We start from the raw sequence: 15,334 nt of genomic DNA, 5'->3' as shown, positions 1-15,334 counted from the left end.
AGGAACTCGCTTTGGGAATGTACACTTTGCTTGCTTCACACTACAAACGGTTCGCTCTAACCGTCTTACTTATCAATAGCTTTCCACTGTTAGCGCTTGAACATGAAAGTGCGGCTACCGAGTACGTACAAGAGCGTTGTGATACAACGCGATACTCATCATTTTTGCCGCTTCTATCACCGGACTGTCCTATTGGTCAGGGGCTGTATGGAAATGATGAACCTGACGAAAAGCCGGCTTTTTATTGGGTGCAATGCGGAGCCTCTTCTAATCCATTTCATGTTGATGATACTCACCGAAAGGTGGCAATTGCTACGCAAAGTAACCTAGTGCAATCTTTTGACGGAGAGTACTACCGATGCTTGAGTGGTCCTTACTTTCAATATATCGATGCCAAGGTGGTTGGACGTTATATTTCAAGCCTGATTAAAAAAGAGACTTTTCTCCGGCAGCACGTATTCATCTCTGCGAATCGTAGTCAAGTGACATCAGTCCTTAAGAGTTACAACGAACCAAAGGTTGTTATTGAGACCCAACAACAAGTTGGCGAACAGACTTTCTTTATTCCTACCTATCCGGAGAGTCCACGCATTTCTAACTGGGAAGCTAACCAACGTTGGCAACGTTTCTCTTATGAAGTAGCGAAGCAAACATGCCAATCGCTAAATGCCAGTTTAGTAACTAAGCCGGATATTGAAGCTCTAAAACGTCATATTGATGTGACTGCATGGCCCGTAGCTTTACCCTTTTGGCTAGATGAGGAACAGGCCGCGTTTCTTAGTGGAAAAAGCGTATCTGCAACCCCCAAATCGAAACTCTATTTAATGTGTAAACGATAACTCGGATGGTCATGATTGTAGTGCGCCGACCTGTGCGTATTTGGCTAAACTAAAAAGCCAGCAGAGTTCACTGCTGGCTTATGACGTCGCCTGGTTACTTATGGTTGAGACTACGAATATGCAAGGGACTTAGCTCATTGCTAACTGTGTCGCTTGTTCTTTTTGCGCTTTGTTATAGCGAATCTTCTTCAGCGTAATCGCAACAGCGGCCGTAGTGACAACACCGATAGCCATTGCGAGCAATGCTAGAACAGGTTTGTTGAACGCACCAAGTAGAACGACGATTGGACCACCGTGTGCAACGTTACAAGTTAGTCCGAAGGTAAAGCCAAGCACACAAGCTACTGCTGAACCAATCATGTTCGCAGGGATTACAGCAAATGGGTCACGTGCAGCGAACGGAATGGCGCCTTCGGAGATACCGACCATGCCCATAGCGGTTGCTGCTTTTGCGTTTTCGACTTCTTCGCGTTCGAACAGTTTCATGCGGCTACCGAGGAATGCAGCTAATGCCATACCTAATGGAGCAACTGGAATGGCTGCCGCTTGTGCACCCATAAACTGAGTTTGTCCTTCGGCAATCAAACCAACACTGAATAGGAAGGCCACTTTACCAAATGGACCACCCATATCGAAACCTTGCATCAAACCGATGACCAAACCAATGATGATTACGTTCCCGGTTGATAAGTTCGCTAGGACGTTGTTCATGGTTTCCATGATGCCCGCGATTGGGGCACCGATGATGAAGATGAATACGGCGGCAATAAAGAGCGAGCCAGCGATTGGCGCGATCATAATAGGGACCAGTGGTTGAATCATCTTCGAGTAATTGAAGCTGACAATCCATTTCACGAAGTAACCAACCAAGAGACCAGCAATGATTGCACCAATAAAACCTGTACCAGCATCAGCGTCATAGAATGAACCGTTGTTGGCAATCCAGCCACCAATGAGGCCCGGTGCAAGCCCTGGACGGTCCGCGATAGCGTAAGCAATATAACCGGCTAGAACCGGAATCATTAGGGTGAAGCCGACCACACCGACATCAAGGATCTTGTTCCACAAACTGCCTTCAGGAATAGCAAGGCCGCCCGGTGTTGGTTCTCCGCCGATAGCTAGGGAAATGGCAATCAAAATACCGCCGACGACTACAAATGGGATCATGTGAGATACGCCATTCATTAGGTACTTGTATAGGTCTTTACCTGAGCCACCAGGACTCGTTGTCGCTTGGCTCGCGCTAGACTTACCATCACCCGCATAGAGAGGGGCGGCAAGGGCTTGTTCAATCAACTTGTCAGCATCTTTGATGGCTTTTTTGACGCCAGTGATAATAACGCGTTTGCCTTTAAAGCGATTAAGATCAACTTGTTTATCGCAAGCCACAACAATGGCATCTGCACGAGCAATTTCTTCTTCGGTAGGGATGTTTTTAACACCGACAGAGCCGTTTGTTTCAACTTTGCACTCGTACCCCATTTCGGCGGCAGCATTTTCGATGCCTTCTGCTGCTAAGTAAGTGTGTGCAACCCCTACCGGACAACCCGTCACACCAATAATAAAGCCTTTGGTAGCGGCGACAGTTGGTGTCGATGCTTTGTCGTCTGCCACTAATAAGGCAAGCGCCTCTTCGTTAGATGTCGTGCTTCGTAGGTTTTCTAAAAATGTAGGCTCAACTATCTTTGAAGATAATTTTGCAAGGACTTCGACATGGAAGTTGCTCGCTTTTTCAGGCGAAGCAATCATAAAGAAGATATTAGAAGGTTGTCCGTCTTCTGAGCCGTATTCGATGCCTTGTTTGCTGATACCAACGGCAATCGCTGGTGAAACAACTGAGGCGCTCTTGGCATGTGGCAGTGCAATGCCATCTTCAAAACCTGTGTTACCAGTTTCTTCGCGTGCCCAGACATCTTTCACAAATTGTTGTTTGTCAGATACTTTGCCAGCATTGACTAGCACATCTGCTAATTCATTGAATACCGCGTCCTTGTCGGTTGCCGCCAAATCAAGCTTGATTAGCTGCGCGTTTAGGATCTCTTTCATCATAATGTAGATCTCTTCTTGGTAGGGATTTTTAATTTATGTATTTACAAATTTTAAATAATCTTAGTAATGGTTTTGTAGATAGAGATTGATCTAAATCATTATATTGTGTGTGGGTATACTGATTTGTGGTGAACTGTGAGGTGGATAACGAATATTGGAAACCAAAGCACTTCCAAAATCACAAAAATATTTGTTAAGTCAAGTGGTGGGTTTGACTGGGCTTTAACCAAAGGTGTGGGGTAGTTGAGGACAGAGCACAGGCGGTTTTAATAGGATGAAACCGCCTATAAGATGGGTTAACTAACTGATAAATCAGCGTATTGATACAGTGGTCAGTTCGTTTGAAGCCAAGGTTTCAATGGTGTATTGCGCGAGTACTGAATGCAGGAGATACACATTATGTTGGATAGAAAGGCACAAGTGTCCGGGTTCGACTCTTAGCAGGAATGCTTCTTTGTCATTCAGCATCTTGCCGGAGATGGTTTTTGCATCATGACTTATGTTATGTCCTGCGACTTGCTCCACGTAGGTAAGAACAGAGTGCTCACAATGAGCTTCTGTGAAATCAGGAAATAAACTCTTTGGCATCCAAGTTTCTTCAAGAATAGCGGGTTCACCATTGATAATACGCATTCGTTTGAAGTGATGAAGACTGGCGCCAACGTCTAAACGAAACCTATCTGCAAGTGATTGATCTGCAAGGATTGAACTAAATTCTAGCACGATGTTTTTTAGGTCAGTATCTTTGTTTATTCGCTCAGAAATACTGGTTAAATTATTGTCTTGATAGAATTCTGGCGGATTGACAAAAATCCCAGAGCCTTGTCTGGAATGCACAAAAGACTCTTGTTTTAACTTCTCAATCGCCTTTCTTAATGTCGGGCGACTGACACCAAATTTATCTGATAGTGCGTGCTCACCTTCGAGCTGAGACCAAGCTGGAGAAAGGCCGTTGATAATGTCAGCCTTGATTGCTTGATAAACTTCTACGTATTTCATTACTTCATTTACAACTATACAAATTGCTGACCAAAGCCTCTTAAGCCTATACCTGTCAACACATATCTGCTTAGAGGTATCGAGAGACTATCCGTTAATACTTAAGATGTTACCAGAAAAGCCCATTCCAAAACAAAGTGGTTAGTAACATTTTTTGATGCATGATCTCGATCATTATTTTGGCAAAATCAATAATATTTGTATTTACATATTTTTAGTGTGGATTTATGGTTATCTCATAAAGATACGAGGAGCCCTACCATGTCATCCAAAATCGAAAATAATCCAAGCCAAGTAGACGTAAACAAGAAAATTCCATGCGAGAAGCCAGCAATAATGCAGCTTGAAATTATGGAAGCTTATACGCGAGCCCATCAAAGCGAAGAAAATCTTTATAAACGAGAAGTGGCTTGCTTGTCTGAACTCTATCCTGTGTTGTTCCGCCAAATCGAATCGGAAGATATCGTCGTGGGTCGTCTAGACGCTCTGCATATTGGTTTTGGTAGTGTGACTTCTGTCGGTGGCGTGGGTCACTACTGTAATTTTGACAAACTTGAAGCCTTTAAAACGGAACTCTCTTCTGAAGATCATAGTCGAGTAGACGTATTGTTGGATTACTGGAAAGAGAGAGATACGCGCTCCATTTACTTCCGACAAACGTTAACCGACACCACACTTGGTAAGTTTGTTGACGTAAACTATCCTGCTATTGCTACAGCGCGCCTTAGCGGCATGTACCTTGATTACAATAAGCTGATTGACAATGGTATCGGCGGTATGCGCCGCCTAATTAGTGACAAGCTCGATTCTGCTCGCGCTTGTGACGATAAAAAAGCTATTGCGCTGCATGAATCCTTCTTGGGTTGCTTTGATATTGTTGAGCAGGTCATTGATCATCACATCAAGCTGTGTGCAAAAGAGCTTGAAGTCACCACTGACCTAACGCGCAAACATCAAATGAATGACTTGATCGATGCGCTCAATGCCATTCGCAATGATAAACCACAAACATTCTTACAAGGTATCCAGCTCTCATGGTTGTATAGCTTATGTTCTGGGGTGGTGAACTTTGGTCGTATGGATGATTATTTAGGTGATTTACTGGTAGCTGACTTGGAGACTGGGCGCATTACTGAACGTCAAGCTATCAATTATATTCGATCACACTATCGCCTTATTGAAGCTCGTAAAACCACGGTTAATGGTCGAGTCGTTGTTGGTGGTCTTGGTCGACGCAATCCTGAAACCGCAGATGTATATTGCAAGCTTGCGATTCAGGCAGTGCGTGAGAACAAAGATACTGAGCCGCAGTTTACTCTTCGAATTTACAAAGGGATGAATCAGGGAGTTTACCAAGATGCCCTAGAAGCGATTGGCGAAGGGCTGACCTATCCGATTCTTTATAATGATGATGTGAACGTACCTGCCGTAATGAACTCGATGCAGATTTCCGAACAAGATGCACAACACTATGTTCCATTCGGCTGTGGTGAGTTTGTGTTATCTGGTAAAAGTGTTGGAACTCCGAATACGTGTATCAACATCCTCAAAATTCTCAACATTTCGCTGACTGGTGGCACGGATTTCTGGGACGGTCAAAACAAAAGTGGTGGTACCTCGTTATTACAACCTGAGCAGGTCACAAGTTTTGATGATGTGGTTAAGAACTACAAAGATCTGCTGGATTTCTATATTGAACTGACTTCGAAAGCTCAAGCATTCTCTTATCAAGTGATGAATCAGGAAGTGGGTTTCCTATTTACCAGTATTTTGACTGATGACTGTATTGGCCGTAGTAAGGCTCTACTGGATGGTGGTGTGTATAAGCTTGGTGGTACTAATGAAACGTACGGCAACACCAACGCTTACGATTCTTTAGCGGCAATCAAAAAAGTCATCTTTGAGGACAAAAAATACAGTTATAGCGAGCTTATCCAGGCACTGCGCGTTAATTTTGATGGTTATGATCGTATGAAATATGATCTGATCAACGCACCTAAGTTTGGTAATGATGATGCGTATGTCGATGATATTGCTGTGGAAATGCACGAGTACATCTGCAACGGCATTAAAGATTCCGCGGCAAAGGTGAGTATGGACAGCTACTTAGTCGTTATCATCAATAACCAAGTGAACACAGAGTGGGGACGTGCAACCAGCGCGTCGGCAGATGGCCGTCACACTGGCGTTTATATGAGTAATGCCAACAATCCACAAAGTGGTGCTGATAAGAATGGACCAACGGCGATGCTAAACTCGCTGGCAAAATTGAAAGCCGAGGTACACGCTGGTTCGGTGCAAAACATGAAATTCAGTAAGAATATGTACCAAAACAAACGGATGATCGTTGAAGCTTTACTGGATGGCTACTTTGAACAGGGCGGGCCACAAATTATGGTTAGTGTAGTTGGCAAAGGTGAGCTTGAAGACGCTTATCATAATCCCGAAAAATATCCGAATCTTGTGGTTCGTGTGGGTGGATTTAGTGCCAAATTCGTCAACCTAGATAAAGACGTACAGCTAGAAATTTTAAATCGCACGCTTAACGACTAAACACCTCCGATTGGGCGAACACGGCAGTTAAGGTTCGCCTTTTTTTCTTGCGACAGTTATGAGGCAAACCATGCTCATCAAAGACTCCACTTCTCACACATCCTTCGCTCAATCATCAACTACAGGTGTGGTATTCGACATTCAGAAATTCAGTGTCAATGACGGCCCAGGTGTTAGAACGGCAGTGTTTATGAAAGGTTGCCAAATGAAGTGTGTGTGGTGTCACAATCCTGAGTCACTGAGCGCTCAGAAACAGCTCGCGTTCAATGCGGATAAATGTGTTGGTTGTCGTCGCTGCGAGCAAGTATGTCCTAACAATGTACATAGTTTTGATGCTGAAGGTAACCACAATGTTGATTTTGAAGCTTGCCAAACCTGTGGTCAATGCGTTGATGCTTGTATGCAAGATGCACTCAAGATCTATGGGAAGGAGATGACGGTAGAACAGGTTTTTGCTGAGGTCATTAAAGACAAGGTGTATTTCGACAAGTCAGGCGGCGGTATTACACTATCCGGTGGGGAAGCGCTTAAGCAATTCGAATTTTGTTTGGCGTTGGCGAAAATGTGCAAAGCTAATGATGTGCATGTGTGTGTTGAAACCAATGGTGCTTCCAAAACGGAACATTATCGAATGATAGCGCCGTATGTCGATCTGTTCTTATTTGACTACAAGGCCACCGGAGATGAGCTTCATAAAACGCTAACGGGCATGACCCGCCGCTTGGTAGATACCAACCTTCAGCTGCTTAACGAAATCAACGCATCAGTGATTCTACGTTGCCCTATGATCCCCGGTTACAACCTTTCTGATGACCACTTTGCGGCAATAGCACAGCATGCGAAGTCTATGACAAATATCCAAAAGGTCGAGGTGCTTCCTTATCATAATTTTGGCAAGGGAAAAGCGACCGAAATTGGCAAAACGTATGATGTCGATGCGGAAATGCCTGACGACAACGAAGTAAACTCTTGGATTGAATCGATAAAACGCTATGGTGAGATTAACGTTACGCTGAGTTAGTTGTGAATTTTCGTTATCTAGACGTTGAGGAGGACTAGGATTAAAAGAGTAGATATACCGCCAAATTGATACTTTTATTACTTGCTATGACTAACCAGCAAAGAAATAACCTCGCAATTCTTATGTACCTGCTCATCTCTCTAGGTGGGATAGTAGTGGATATTGTGGTGCCATCTCTTCCTTCCATCAAAACCGAGTTTTCGGCTACTGAAACGGTAACTCAATGGTCATTTACGTCAGCAATGTTGGGGTTTGGCCTTGGGCAGCTAGTTGCTGGTTTTATTGTCGATGCATACGGCCGCAAGACACCAATGCTTATAGGAGTCTTCCTGCTGGTTGCTGCCTTGCTCCTGTCCATCATTTCTCCCAACATCTACAGCTTAATTGTACTTCGATTGATTGAAGGACTAGCCGTGTCTCTGATTTGTGTTGGAGGCAGGGCAGTGATCAAAGATATGTATCATGGAGCAGAGTATCTGAAAGCGGTTAACTGGATTACGATTTCGTTTGCGATGGGAATTACCTTGTCCCCGTTTGTAGGCGGTCATTTAGAATCTATGTTTGGTTGGCAATCGGTCTTTATCGCTCTGGCAATCTGGGTCGCATTAGGAGGCGTTTTTCTTTGCTTGTTTTTTCGTGAAACACTGCAAATTGTGCAGCCATTACGTGGGGAGCAAATTAAAAGCAATCTTACCGAGATCGTTTTTAATCGAAACTTTCAACGTACAGCCATCATTTGTGGTGTTTTCTACAGTATTTTGCCAGCGTTCAATACCGTCGGCCCTTTTATCATCCAGTCGCGTTTGGGTTATAGTCCGGTGTTTTATGGCAATATTGCGTTAGCGTTGGGTGCATGTTGGTTGCTAGGTAATTTGGCGAATCGTTTTTTATTTAGTGTATCCGCTGAACGGAAAACCAACGTTGCAATCACCGCGTCGCTAGCCGCGTTAGTGATTGGTATGTCATTTCAGTATATTTATGGGTTGAATTTGTTGGCGTTCTTGTTGCCAGTTGCTGTGATTATAGTTTCTCTGGGAATGCTATTTCCGTTATATCTGGGAAAGGCGTTGTTACCTTTCCCGCATATTGCCGGAGTCGCTAATGCCATTGTTTTTTCGGGCAGTTGGTTGTGTACGGCGTTGGTCTCGTTTGTTGCTTCGACTTTGCCCGTCGGTTCTGCATTTCCGCTTCTTGGAATGTACTTTGTACTTCTTGTGATGATCGTAGCTATTAAGAACTCACGCAACGTATAACCTAATAAACACAAAACGCCCTAATAGTTTAGGGCGTTTTGATAGAGGAATGCGAGAAGCCGTTACGCGGTTTGAGCGTTTTTCTCACCTTCGGAAACGAGAGGGCTGTCTTCTTTCAGCGGGAACATGTCCTGAGTGACGAGGACGATGCCTTCGTCAGTAACAGTAAAGCGCTGCTTATCCAGTTCCACGTCAAAGCCGATTTCCATACTGTTTGGAATGTGACAGTTTTCGCCGACAATCACTTTCTTCAGCTTGCAGTTTTGTCCTACCGAAGCACTTGGCAGCAAAATGCTGTCAGTGATTTCGGTAAAATCATCGATGCGAACATCAGAAGATACCAAAGTATGTGTAACCTGTGCACCCGAGATAATTGCGCCGGCGCAAACCACTGAGTCTACGGCATATCCACGACGATTTGGGTCATTAAACAGAAACTTAGCTCCAGGACGTTGAACTTGGTTGGTCATAATAGGCCAGCTCTTGTCATAGATATCTAGTTCTGGTGTCGGAGCGAGTAAGTCCATCGTGGCAGCATAATATTCATCTACATGACCGACATCTCGCCAATAGCCATTGGCGCCCGGGTGACCACGTTCCGTAAACACATAGCCTTTGAGATTGCTGCGACCGATAAGACTAGGGATGATGTTGTGTCCGAAATCGTGCTTATAGTCAGGACAGGTAAGAGCCTGACGCAATTCAGCATCTAGAACATCTACGTTAAAAATGTAGATGCCCATTGAAATGAGAGCCTTAGAGTCATCGTTAGGCATAGGGGTTGGGTTTGCTGGTTTCTCTACAAAGTTGATGATATCGCCTTCGTCGTTTAATCCCATTACGCCAAATTCAGATGCTTGCTCGATGGGTTTTTGAATACAAGCCACGGTGACATCAGCGCCGCTTTCCACATGGAAGTTGATCATTCGAGAGTAGTCCATCTTGTAGATATGGTCTCCACCAAGAATCAAGATGCGCTCAGTTTGATCGTGTCGTTTTATCAAGTCGAGGTTTTGGTAAATAGCGTCCGCAGTGCCTCGATACCAGTTTTCGCCAACACGTTGTTGCGCAGGAATGATATGGACACCTTCACCTAAGGCAGAATAGGACGATTGCCAACCTGATTGTATATGGCTAATTAGGTCCTGAGCCATGTACTGAGTGAGTACACCAACTTTGCGGATACCAGAGTTAATACAGTTTGATAAGGCAAAGTCGATGATTTTGAATTTGCCGCCAAATGAGACCGCTGGTTTAGCAATAGTTGAGGTGAGTTCTTTAAGCCGTGTTCCCTTACCTCCCGCTAGGATCATCGCGGTGGTATTACGAAGACGAGCGTTACTAGAAATGTGGGAATATTGATTTTCCTTCGGCATTGTATAACTCCTTATATTACAAGCACAAAAGACGTTTCGGGGGAGTGTGGCTGTCGTCGTCCTTCTTTGGGACGGTTATTTGTCGACTCTCACGCTCGATGACGTCGTTAATAATCCTTTCCATAAGAGCAGAATTTTCTTATGCAATCCATACCATAGTGGGTAAAGATTTATCAAAAATTATGAAATAGGTGATTTGTCACATATGCCTCGCAACAATGTAATTGCGAAACACGCTACTACAGACTATTACAAAGACATTGGTTAGTTTTTAATACAATAAGAAACTATGCACACTATCTGTGTATTGTTACGCCCAAGTGACAACACCAACTTTCAGGGAATTTTTGATATGGTTTTTCCTCAATTAGGTCGAGCTTATCTGATGAAATCATCAGTATTTATCGTTACCTTGCTCCTTCTATCATTCTCATATGCAACCAATGCGCATGTTGAGACGCCGAATAATAAAGCAACCCTTTGGTTTGAACAGTCTGATTTGCCGTTGAATGAGAAATTGCATGTAAAAGTCTTAGACAATGGTATGCGGGTTGTCGTAATTCAGAACGTAAAACCGAAAAAAGCGATTTCGATTCGAATGCGAGTTGGTGCGGGATCTCTACAAGAAACTGGCAAACAACCGGGTCTTGCGCACTTTTTAGAGCATATGGCGTTTAACGGTTCTACTAATGTGCCTGAAGGCGACATGATTCAGATTCTAGAGCGACACGGACTGTCTTTTGGTAAGGACAGTAACGCAGAAACGAACTTTAAGCAGACGGTTTACATGTTAGATCTGCCAAAAAACGATAAAGAGACGCTATCGACGGCCTTGTTTTTGATGAGAGAAACGGCATCAGAATTAACACTAGATAAGGATGCTATTGCTCGTGAGTTACCCGTTATTTCTTCAGAAGTTCGCGAACGAACAACTTTAGATTTAAGAATACTTAAAGATTGGTCTAGCTATGTACTTCAAGGGGCGAATATTATCGATCGTATTCCACTTGGCACGTTAGAAGGAATGAAGGAAGTTAATCAATCGAGATTAAAAGCGTTCTACCATAACTATTACACGCCTAATCATACAACCCTAGTTATTGCCGGAGATGTTGACGTCCAATCTGTGTTCTCTATGGTAGAGAAACAATTTGCAAGCTGGGATAACAAAGGTCATGACATTGTTCCTTATAGCAAGCAAGTGATGTTTCCAACCACAGCCGAAGCAAGAGTGTTTAAAGATAGCAATGTGACGACACATGTTGAATTTAACTACTTAGAGCCTATAAATCGAGCGCCTGATTCTCGTGCCAAGCGAGTTGAAGAGTTCATGCTTTATGTAGCCAATCAGGCGCTTCAATACCGTCTAGAGACAACCGCTTTCGCAAGCCAAGGCGAACTGTTATCTCCCTATGTTGGCTCTTACAATCAGTTTGATGTTGTTACGAGTAATCAACTGAGTGTCGCGACAAAGTCGGACCAATGGCAGGCTGGGGTTGATATGCTGGAATCATCCCTAAGGCAGGCGGTTAAGTACGGGTTTTCTAAACAAGAAATTCAGCGCCAATTAGATAAATATCACACATTATTAAAGCTGGATGCCGAAGCCACTAAAGATACGCTGAGTTCGAGCTACGCAGCAGGTGTCGTTAATGATATCAACAATAAAGCGGTATCAACGAGCAATGAATTTGCATTGTCATTATTCGAAAGTGATGTATTACCGAAAGAGATTTCTGCGTATAACCAAATATTCAACAAGCATTGGAGCGATAAGCATCCAAGAATTTATGTGATGGACAAACCCCAGTCCAAGGTTACGGCCAAGACGGTACTTGAGGCATATAAAGACAGTGAATCGACGCAAGTTAAGCCATATGCAGAAGCAGAAAAAGTACAGTTTGCGTATCAGAACTTTGGGCAACCAGGGACAGCCAAGCTAATCGAGAAAACCGCCTTTGGAGATGTGACACGATATCGATTCGACAATGGCGTTTATCTCAATGTTAAACCAACTGAGTTTGAATCCAATGCGGTCTATATCAGTGTTCGAGTGGGCAAAGGCAAGCTTGATCTTGCAAAGAAAGATGCCCCATTAGCTACCTTGTTTGACTCTGCCTTCATCGCTGGTGGCTTGGAAGCTCATGATATTAACGATTTACGGTCAATTTTCTCAGGGCGACAAATTGGTGCCAGTTACTACCTGACTGATGATGCTATCGAAGGTCACTACCGAGTTCCACCACAAGATACTCTAGACCAACTAAAAGTGGCAGCGGCATTTTTGACACATCCTGGATACAGACCAAGCGGTCATGCTCTTGCCGTACAGAGCCTCAAGTCAGTTTATGACAGTTACCCGACAACTCCAGAGGGCGTATTAGGTTTTAATGTTGGCAAGGTGTTGTATCAAGATGACCCTCGCTGGGAATACCCGAAAGTGGAGGTAATCGACAAACTACCGTTAACCGCATTGAAGCAGTTTGTCGATCGCTCTGTTAATCAAGGTCCAATCGAAGTGTCTTTGCTGGGTAACATCACCCAACAACAGGCGGTGGATTATGTCGCTCAGACGTTTGGAGCGTTAAATATCAAGGCACAAGACTTTGTTCCTAGACCAAGAGATGATATCCAGCTTAACGTGGGTGAGCATTACACGTTGTATCACCAAGGAGAACAGAACACGGCACTAGCGTCGGGCTACTTCTCTTTGCCTGATGGACGCGATTATAAGCAAGTGGTTGGATTCGCGGTACTGCGTTCTATTTTGCAGCTGCGCGTCAACGATGCTATTCGAGAAAAGACGGGTAAGGCGTATTCACCATGGGTAGATTCGTCACAGTCACTACTGTACAAGGACTACGGTTATCTTAGTTTGAACAGCAATACCACAGTTGATAATGTCGATATCGTGTTTGATATCTATCGTAAGTTGATCAGAGACATCCAGGAAACGGGTGTATCGAGTGATGAGCTTAAGCGTGCAGTGACGCCTATGATTGATGGTATTGAACAGAGCTACGAGAATAATGGTTTTTGGTTTGGTCTTATGTACAAAGCTTCAAGTTATCCCGAGAACCTTGCTAATGAGCAGACGTTTAAACAGTTAGTATCGGCGGTGACCGCGGCTGATGTTCAACAGTTAGCGAAACAAATCGTTCTGAAAGATATGATCACAGTTGCGGTACTGCCCAAAGAGAAAGAAGAATAAAAAAAACTAATATTAGTGTTGACAGGTTTATCTCGGAAGCATATATTGATTACACGAACTGCCGAATGGAGTTCCTGAGTTGTCTACTTCGCCTAATTAGGGAAGTAAAGGCAACTGTAATCAAAGGACGTTGACGTTGCAATAGTCGATATCAACAAGCTCCTTTAACCTGTTAACACTTGGAACATATGTCTTAAGGCGCCAATGAGGTGCAACAGAGTATGTCTCCGGTCTTGGTGAATCAAACATCAAGAACTATTGCTTATTTATGAGGATAGTATTATGCGTAATGTAGATTTTTCTCCCCTATACCGTCATGCCATTGGTTTTGATCGCCTATTCAACCTAGCGGAAAATAGCGCGAAAAAGCCATCTTCTAATGGATACCCTCCATACAATATCGAACAGAAAGACGAAAATAACTACCGTATAACGATGGCTGTTGCAGGCTTTTCTGAAGATGCACTAACTCTTACTCAGAACGAAAATATGCTTATCGTTTCTGGTGAAGTTAAGTCTGTAGAAACCAAACCAAACTACGTTTATCAAGGCATCGCAGAGCGTAACTTTGAACGTAAGTTCCAACTTGCTGACTACGTAACCGTTAAGGCCGCAAGCATGGAAAATGGTTTATTGCACGTTGATCTTGTTCGTGAAGTTCCAGAAGCAATGCAGCCACGTAAAATCTCAATCAACAAATAATCATTGAGAAGTGAAATGTGATAAGGCGATTTTAGAATTCGATTTGAAATTGGATCTCACTAGCCTTATCTAAAAAGTATTGCTGCCTACACATGCAGTGTAGCGACATCTAGAGTGCAAGAGTGAAATACTTGCACTCAAATAAAGAATAGAATTACATACTTTGCATTAGAAAAAATAATGCGAAGAGGAGAGGTATTATTATGAGTAAAATTATTGGTATTGATTTAGGTACAACAAATTCATGTGTTGCAGTGCTCGATGGCGACAAACCACGCGTAATCGAAAATGCTGAAGGTGAGCGCACAACCGCATCGGTTATCGCTTATACAGACGGCGAAACGCTTGTAGGTCAACCTGCAAAACGTCAAGCAGTTACAAACCCAGAGAACACGCTATTTGCTATTAAGCGTCTAATCGGTCGTCGTTTTGAAGACGAAGAAGTTCAGCGTGATATCGAAATCATGCCTTACAAAATCGTTAAGGCGGACAACGGTGATGCGTGGGTAGAAGCAAAAGGCCAACAAATGGCGGCTCCTCAAGTATCTGCTGAAGTACTTAAGAAAATGAAGAAAACTGCGGAAGATTTCCTTGGTGAGGAAGTAACTGGCGCTGTTATCACAGTTCCTGCTTACTTTAACGATGCACAGCGTCAAGCAACCAAAGATGCTGGTCGTATCGCAGGACTAGAAGTTAAACGTATCATCAATGAACCAACAGCAGCAGCACTTGCTTACGGTCTAGACAAGAAAGGTGGTGACCGCACCGTCGCTGTGTATGACCTTGGTGGTGGTACATTCGATATCTCTATCATTGAGATTGATGAAGTCGAAGGCGAGCAAACCTTTGAAGTTCTTGCAACTAATGGTGACACACACCTTGGTGGTGAAGACTTTGACAATCGTCTAATCAACTATTTGGTTGATGAGTTTAAGAAAGAGCAAGGTATTGATCTTAAAAACGATCCACTAGCAATGCAGCGTGTTAAAGAAGCAGCAGAAAAAGCGAAGATCGAGCTTTCTTCTACTTCTCAAACTGATGTGAACCTACCGTATGTAACAGCTGACGCAACGGGTCCTAAGCACATGAACGTAAAAGTGACTCGTGCGAAACTAGAATCTCTAGTTGAAGATCTCGTGATGCGTTCAATTGAGCCATTGAAAACCGCACTTGCGGATGCCGAGTTAACTGTTGGTGATATCAACGATATCATTCTTGTTGGTGGCCAAACGCGTATGCCTATGGTTCAAGCGAAAGTGGCTGAGTTCTTCGGTAAAGAAGCTCGCCGTGACGTGAACCCAGATGAAGCAGTAGCAATGGGTGCTGCAGTT

General features: G+C 43.7%; 10 protein-coding genes. 7 read left to right on the top strand and 3 right to left on the bottom strand.

Going from position 1 to position 15,334, the window contains the following annotated elements; genetic code table 11:
* Nucleotides 1-11 precede the first annotated feature (11 nt).
* Nucleotides 12-839, top strand: coding sequence for a hypothetical protein (locus tag L2W36_RS09585; protein WP_236109894.1), 828 nt, complete (start codon nt 12-14; stop codon nt 837-839).
* A 129-nt stretch (nt 840-968) separates the two neighbouring features.
* Here the strand turns inward: L2W36_RS09585 and L2W36_RS09580 are convergent, their stop codons facing one another.
* Together L2W36_RS09580 and L2W36_RS09575 are read right to left on the bottom strand one after the other, a co-directional pair.
* Entirely contained in the window at nt 969-2,888 is a 1,920-nt protein-coding gene (locus L2W36_RS09580) for a PTS fructose transporter subunit IIABC (protein WP_236109893.1), read from the bottom strand.
* A 312-nt stretch (nt 2,889-3,200) separates the two neighbouring features.
* Complete coding sequence (locus tag L2W36_RS09575; RefSeq protein WP_088878910.1) at nt 3,201-3,887, bottom strand: GntR family transcriptional regulator; 687 nt, start codon at nt 3,885-3,887, stop codon at nt 3,201-3,203.
* 261 nt (nt 3,888-4,148) lie between these two features.
* On the opposite strand from L2W36_RS09575, the gene L2W36_RS09570 reads away from it, so the two are divergent.
* The 3 genes from L2W36_RS09570 (at nt 4,149) to L2W36_RS09560 (ending at nt 8,714) form a co-directional block, all read left to right on the top strand.
* Entirely contained in the window at nt 4,149-6,440 is a 2,292-nt protein-coding gene (locus tag L2W36_RS09570) for a pyruvate formate lyase family protein (RefSeq protein ID WP_236109892.1), read from the top strand.
* Between the two features lie 70 nt (nt 6,441-6,510).
* The gene (locus L2W36_RS09565) at nt 6,511-7,461 is read left to right on the top strand and encodes a glycyl-radical enzyme activating protein (protein ID WP_236109891.1); all 951 of its coding nucleotides are present in this window, start codon (nt 6,511-6,513) and stop codon (nt 7,459-7,461) included.
* 86 nt (nt 7,462-7,547) lie between these two features.
* Nucleotides 7,548-8,714 (top strand): MFS transporter, encoded by a 1,167-nt coding sequence (locus tag L2W36_RS09560; protein WP_329605668.1) that lies wholly within the window; start codon nt 7,548-7,550, stop codon nt 8,712-8,714.
* 62 nt (nt 8,715-8,776) lie between these two features.
* On the opposite strand, the gene glgC is transcribed toward L2W36_RS09560, so the two are convergent.
* The gene (gene glgC, locus L2W36_RS09555; protein ID WP_124941733.1) at nt 8,777-10,090 is read right to left on the bottom strand and encodes a glucose-1-phosphate adenylyltransferase; all 1,314 of its coding nucleotides are present in this window, start codon (nt 10,088-10,090) and stop codon (nt 8,777-8,779) included.
* A 352-nt stretch (nt 10,091-10,442) separates the two neighbouring features.
* Between glgC and L2W36_RS09550 the strand changes: the two genes are divergently transcribed.
* The 3 genes from L2W36_RS09550 to dnaK form a co-directional block, all read left to right on the top strand.
* Entirely contained in the window at nt 10,443-13,301 is a 2,859-nt protein-coding gene (locus L2W36_RS09550) for a M16 family metallopeptidase (RefSeq protein WP_236109889.1), read from the top strand.
* Between the two features lie 282 nt (nt 13,302-13,583).
* Nucleotides 13,584-14,003, top strand: coding sequence for an Hsp20 family protein (locus L2W36_RS09545; protein WP_031493751.1), 420 nt, complete (start codon nt 13,584-13,586; stop codon nt 14,001-14,003).
* A gap of 203 nt (nt 14,004-14,206) precedes the next feature.
* Nucleotides 14,207-15,334: molecular chaperone DnaK (gene dnaK / locus L2W36_RS09540; protein WP_236109888.1), on the top strand; the 1,128-nt coding region annotated here is incomplete at its 3' end.

Source organism: Vibrio sp. McD22-P3, assembly GCF_021568915.1.
GTDB lineage: Bacteria > Pseudomonadota > Gammaproteobacteria > Enterobacterales > Vibrionaceae > Vibrio > Vibrio mediterranei.
Note: the sequence above shows the minus strand (reverse complement) of the source record. Positions and strands in the feature narration are given on the sequence as shown.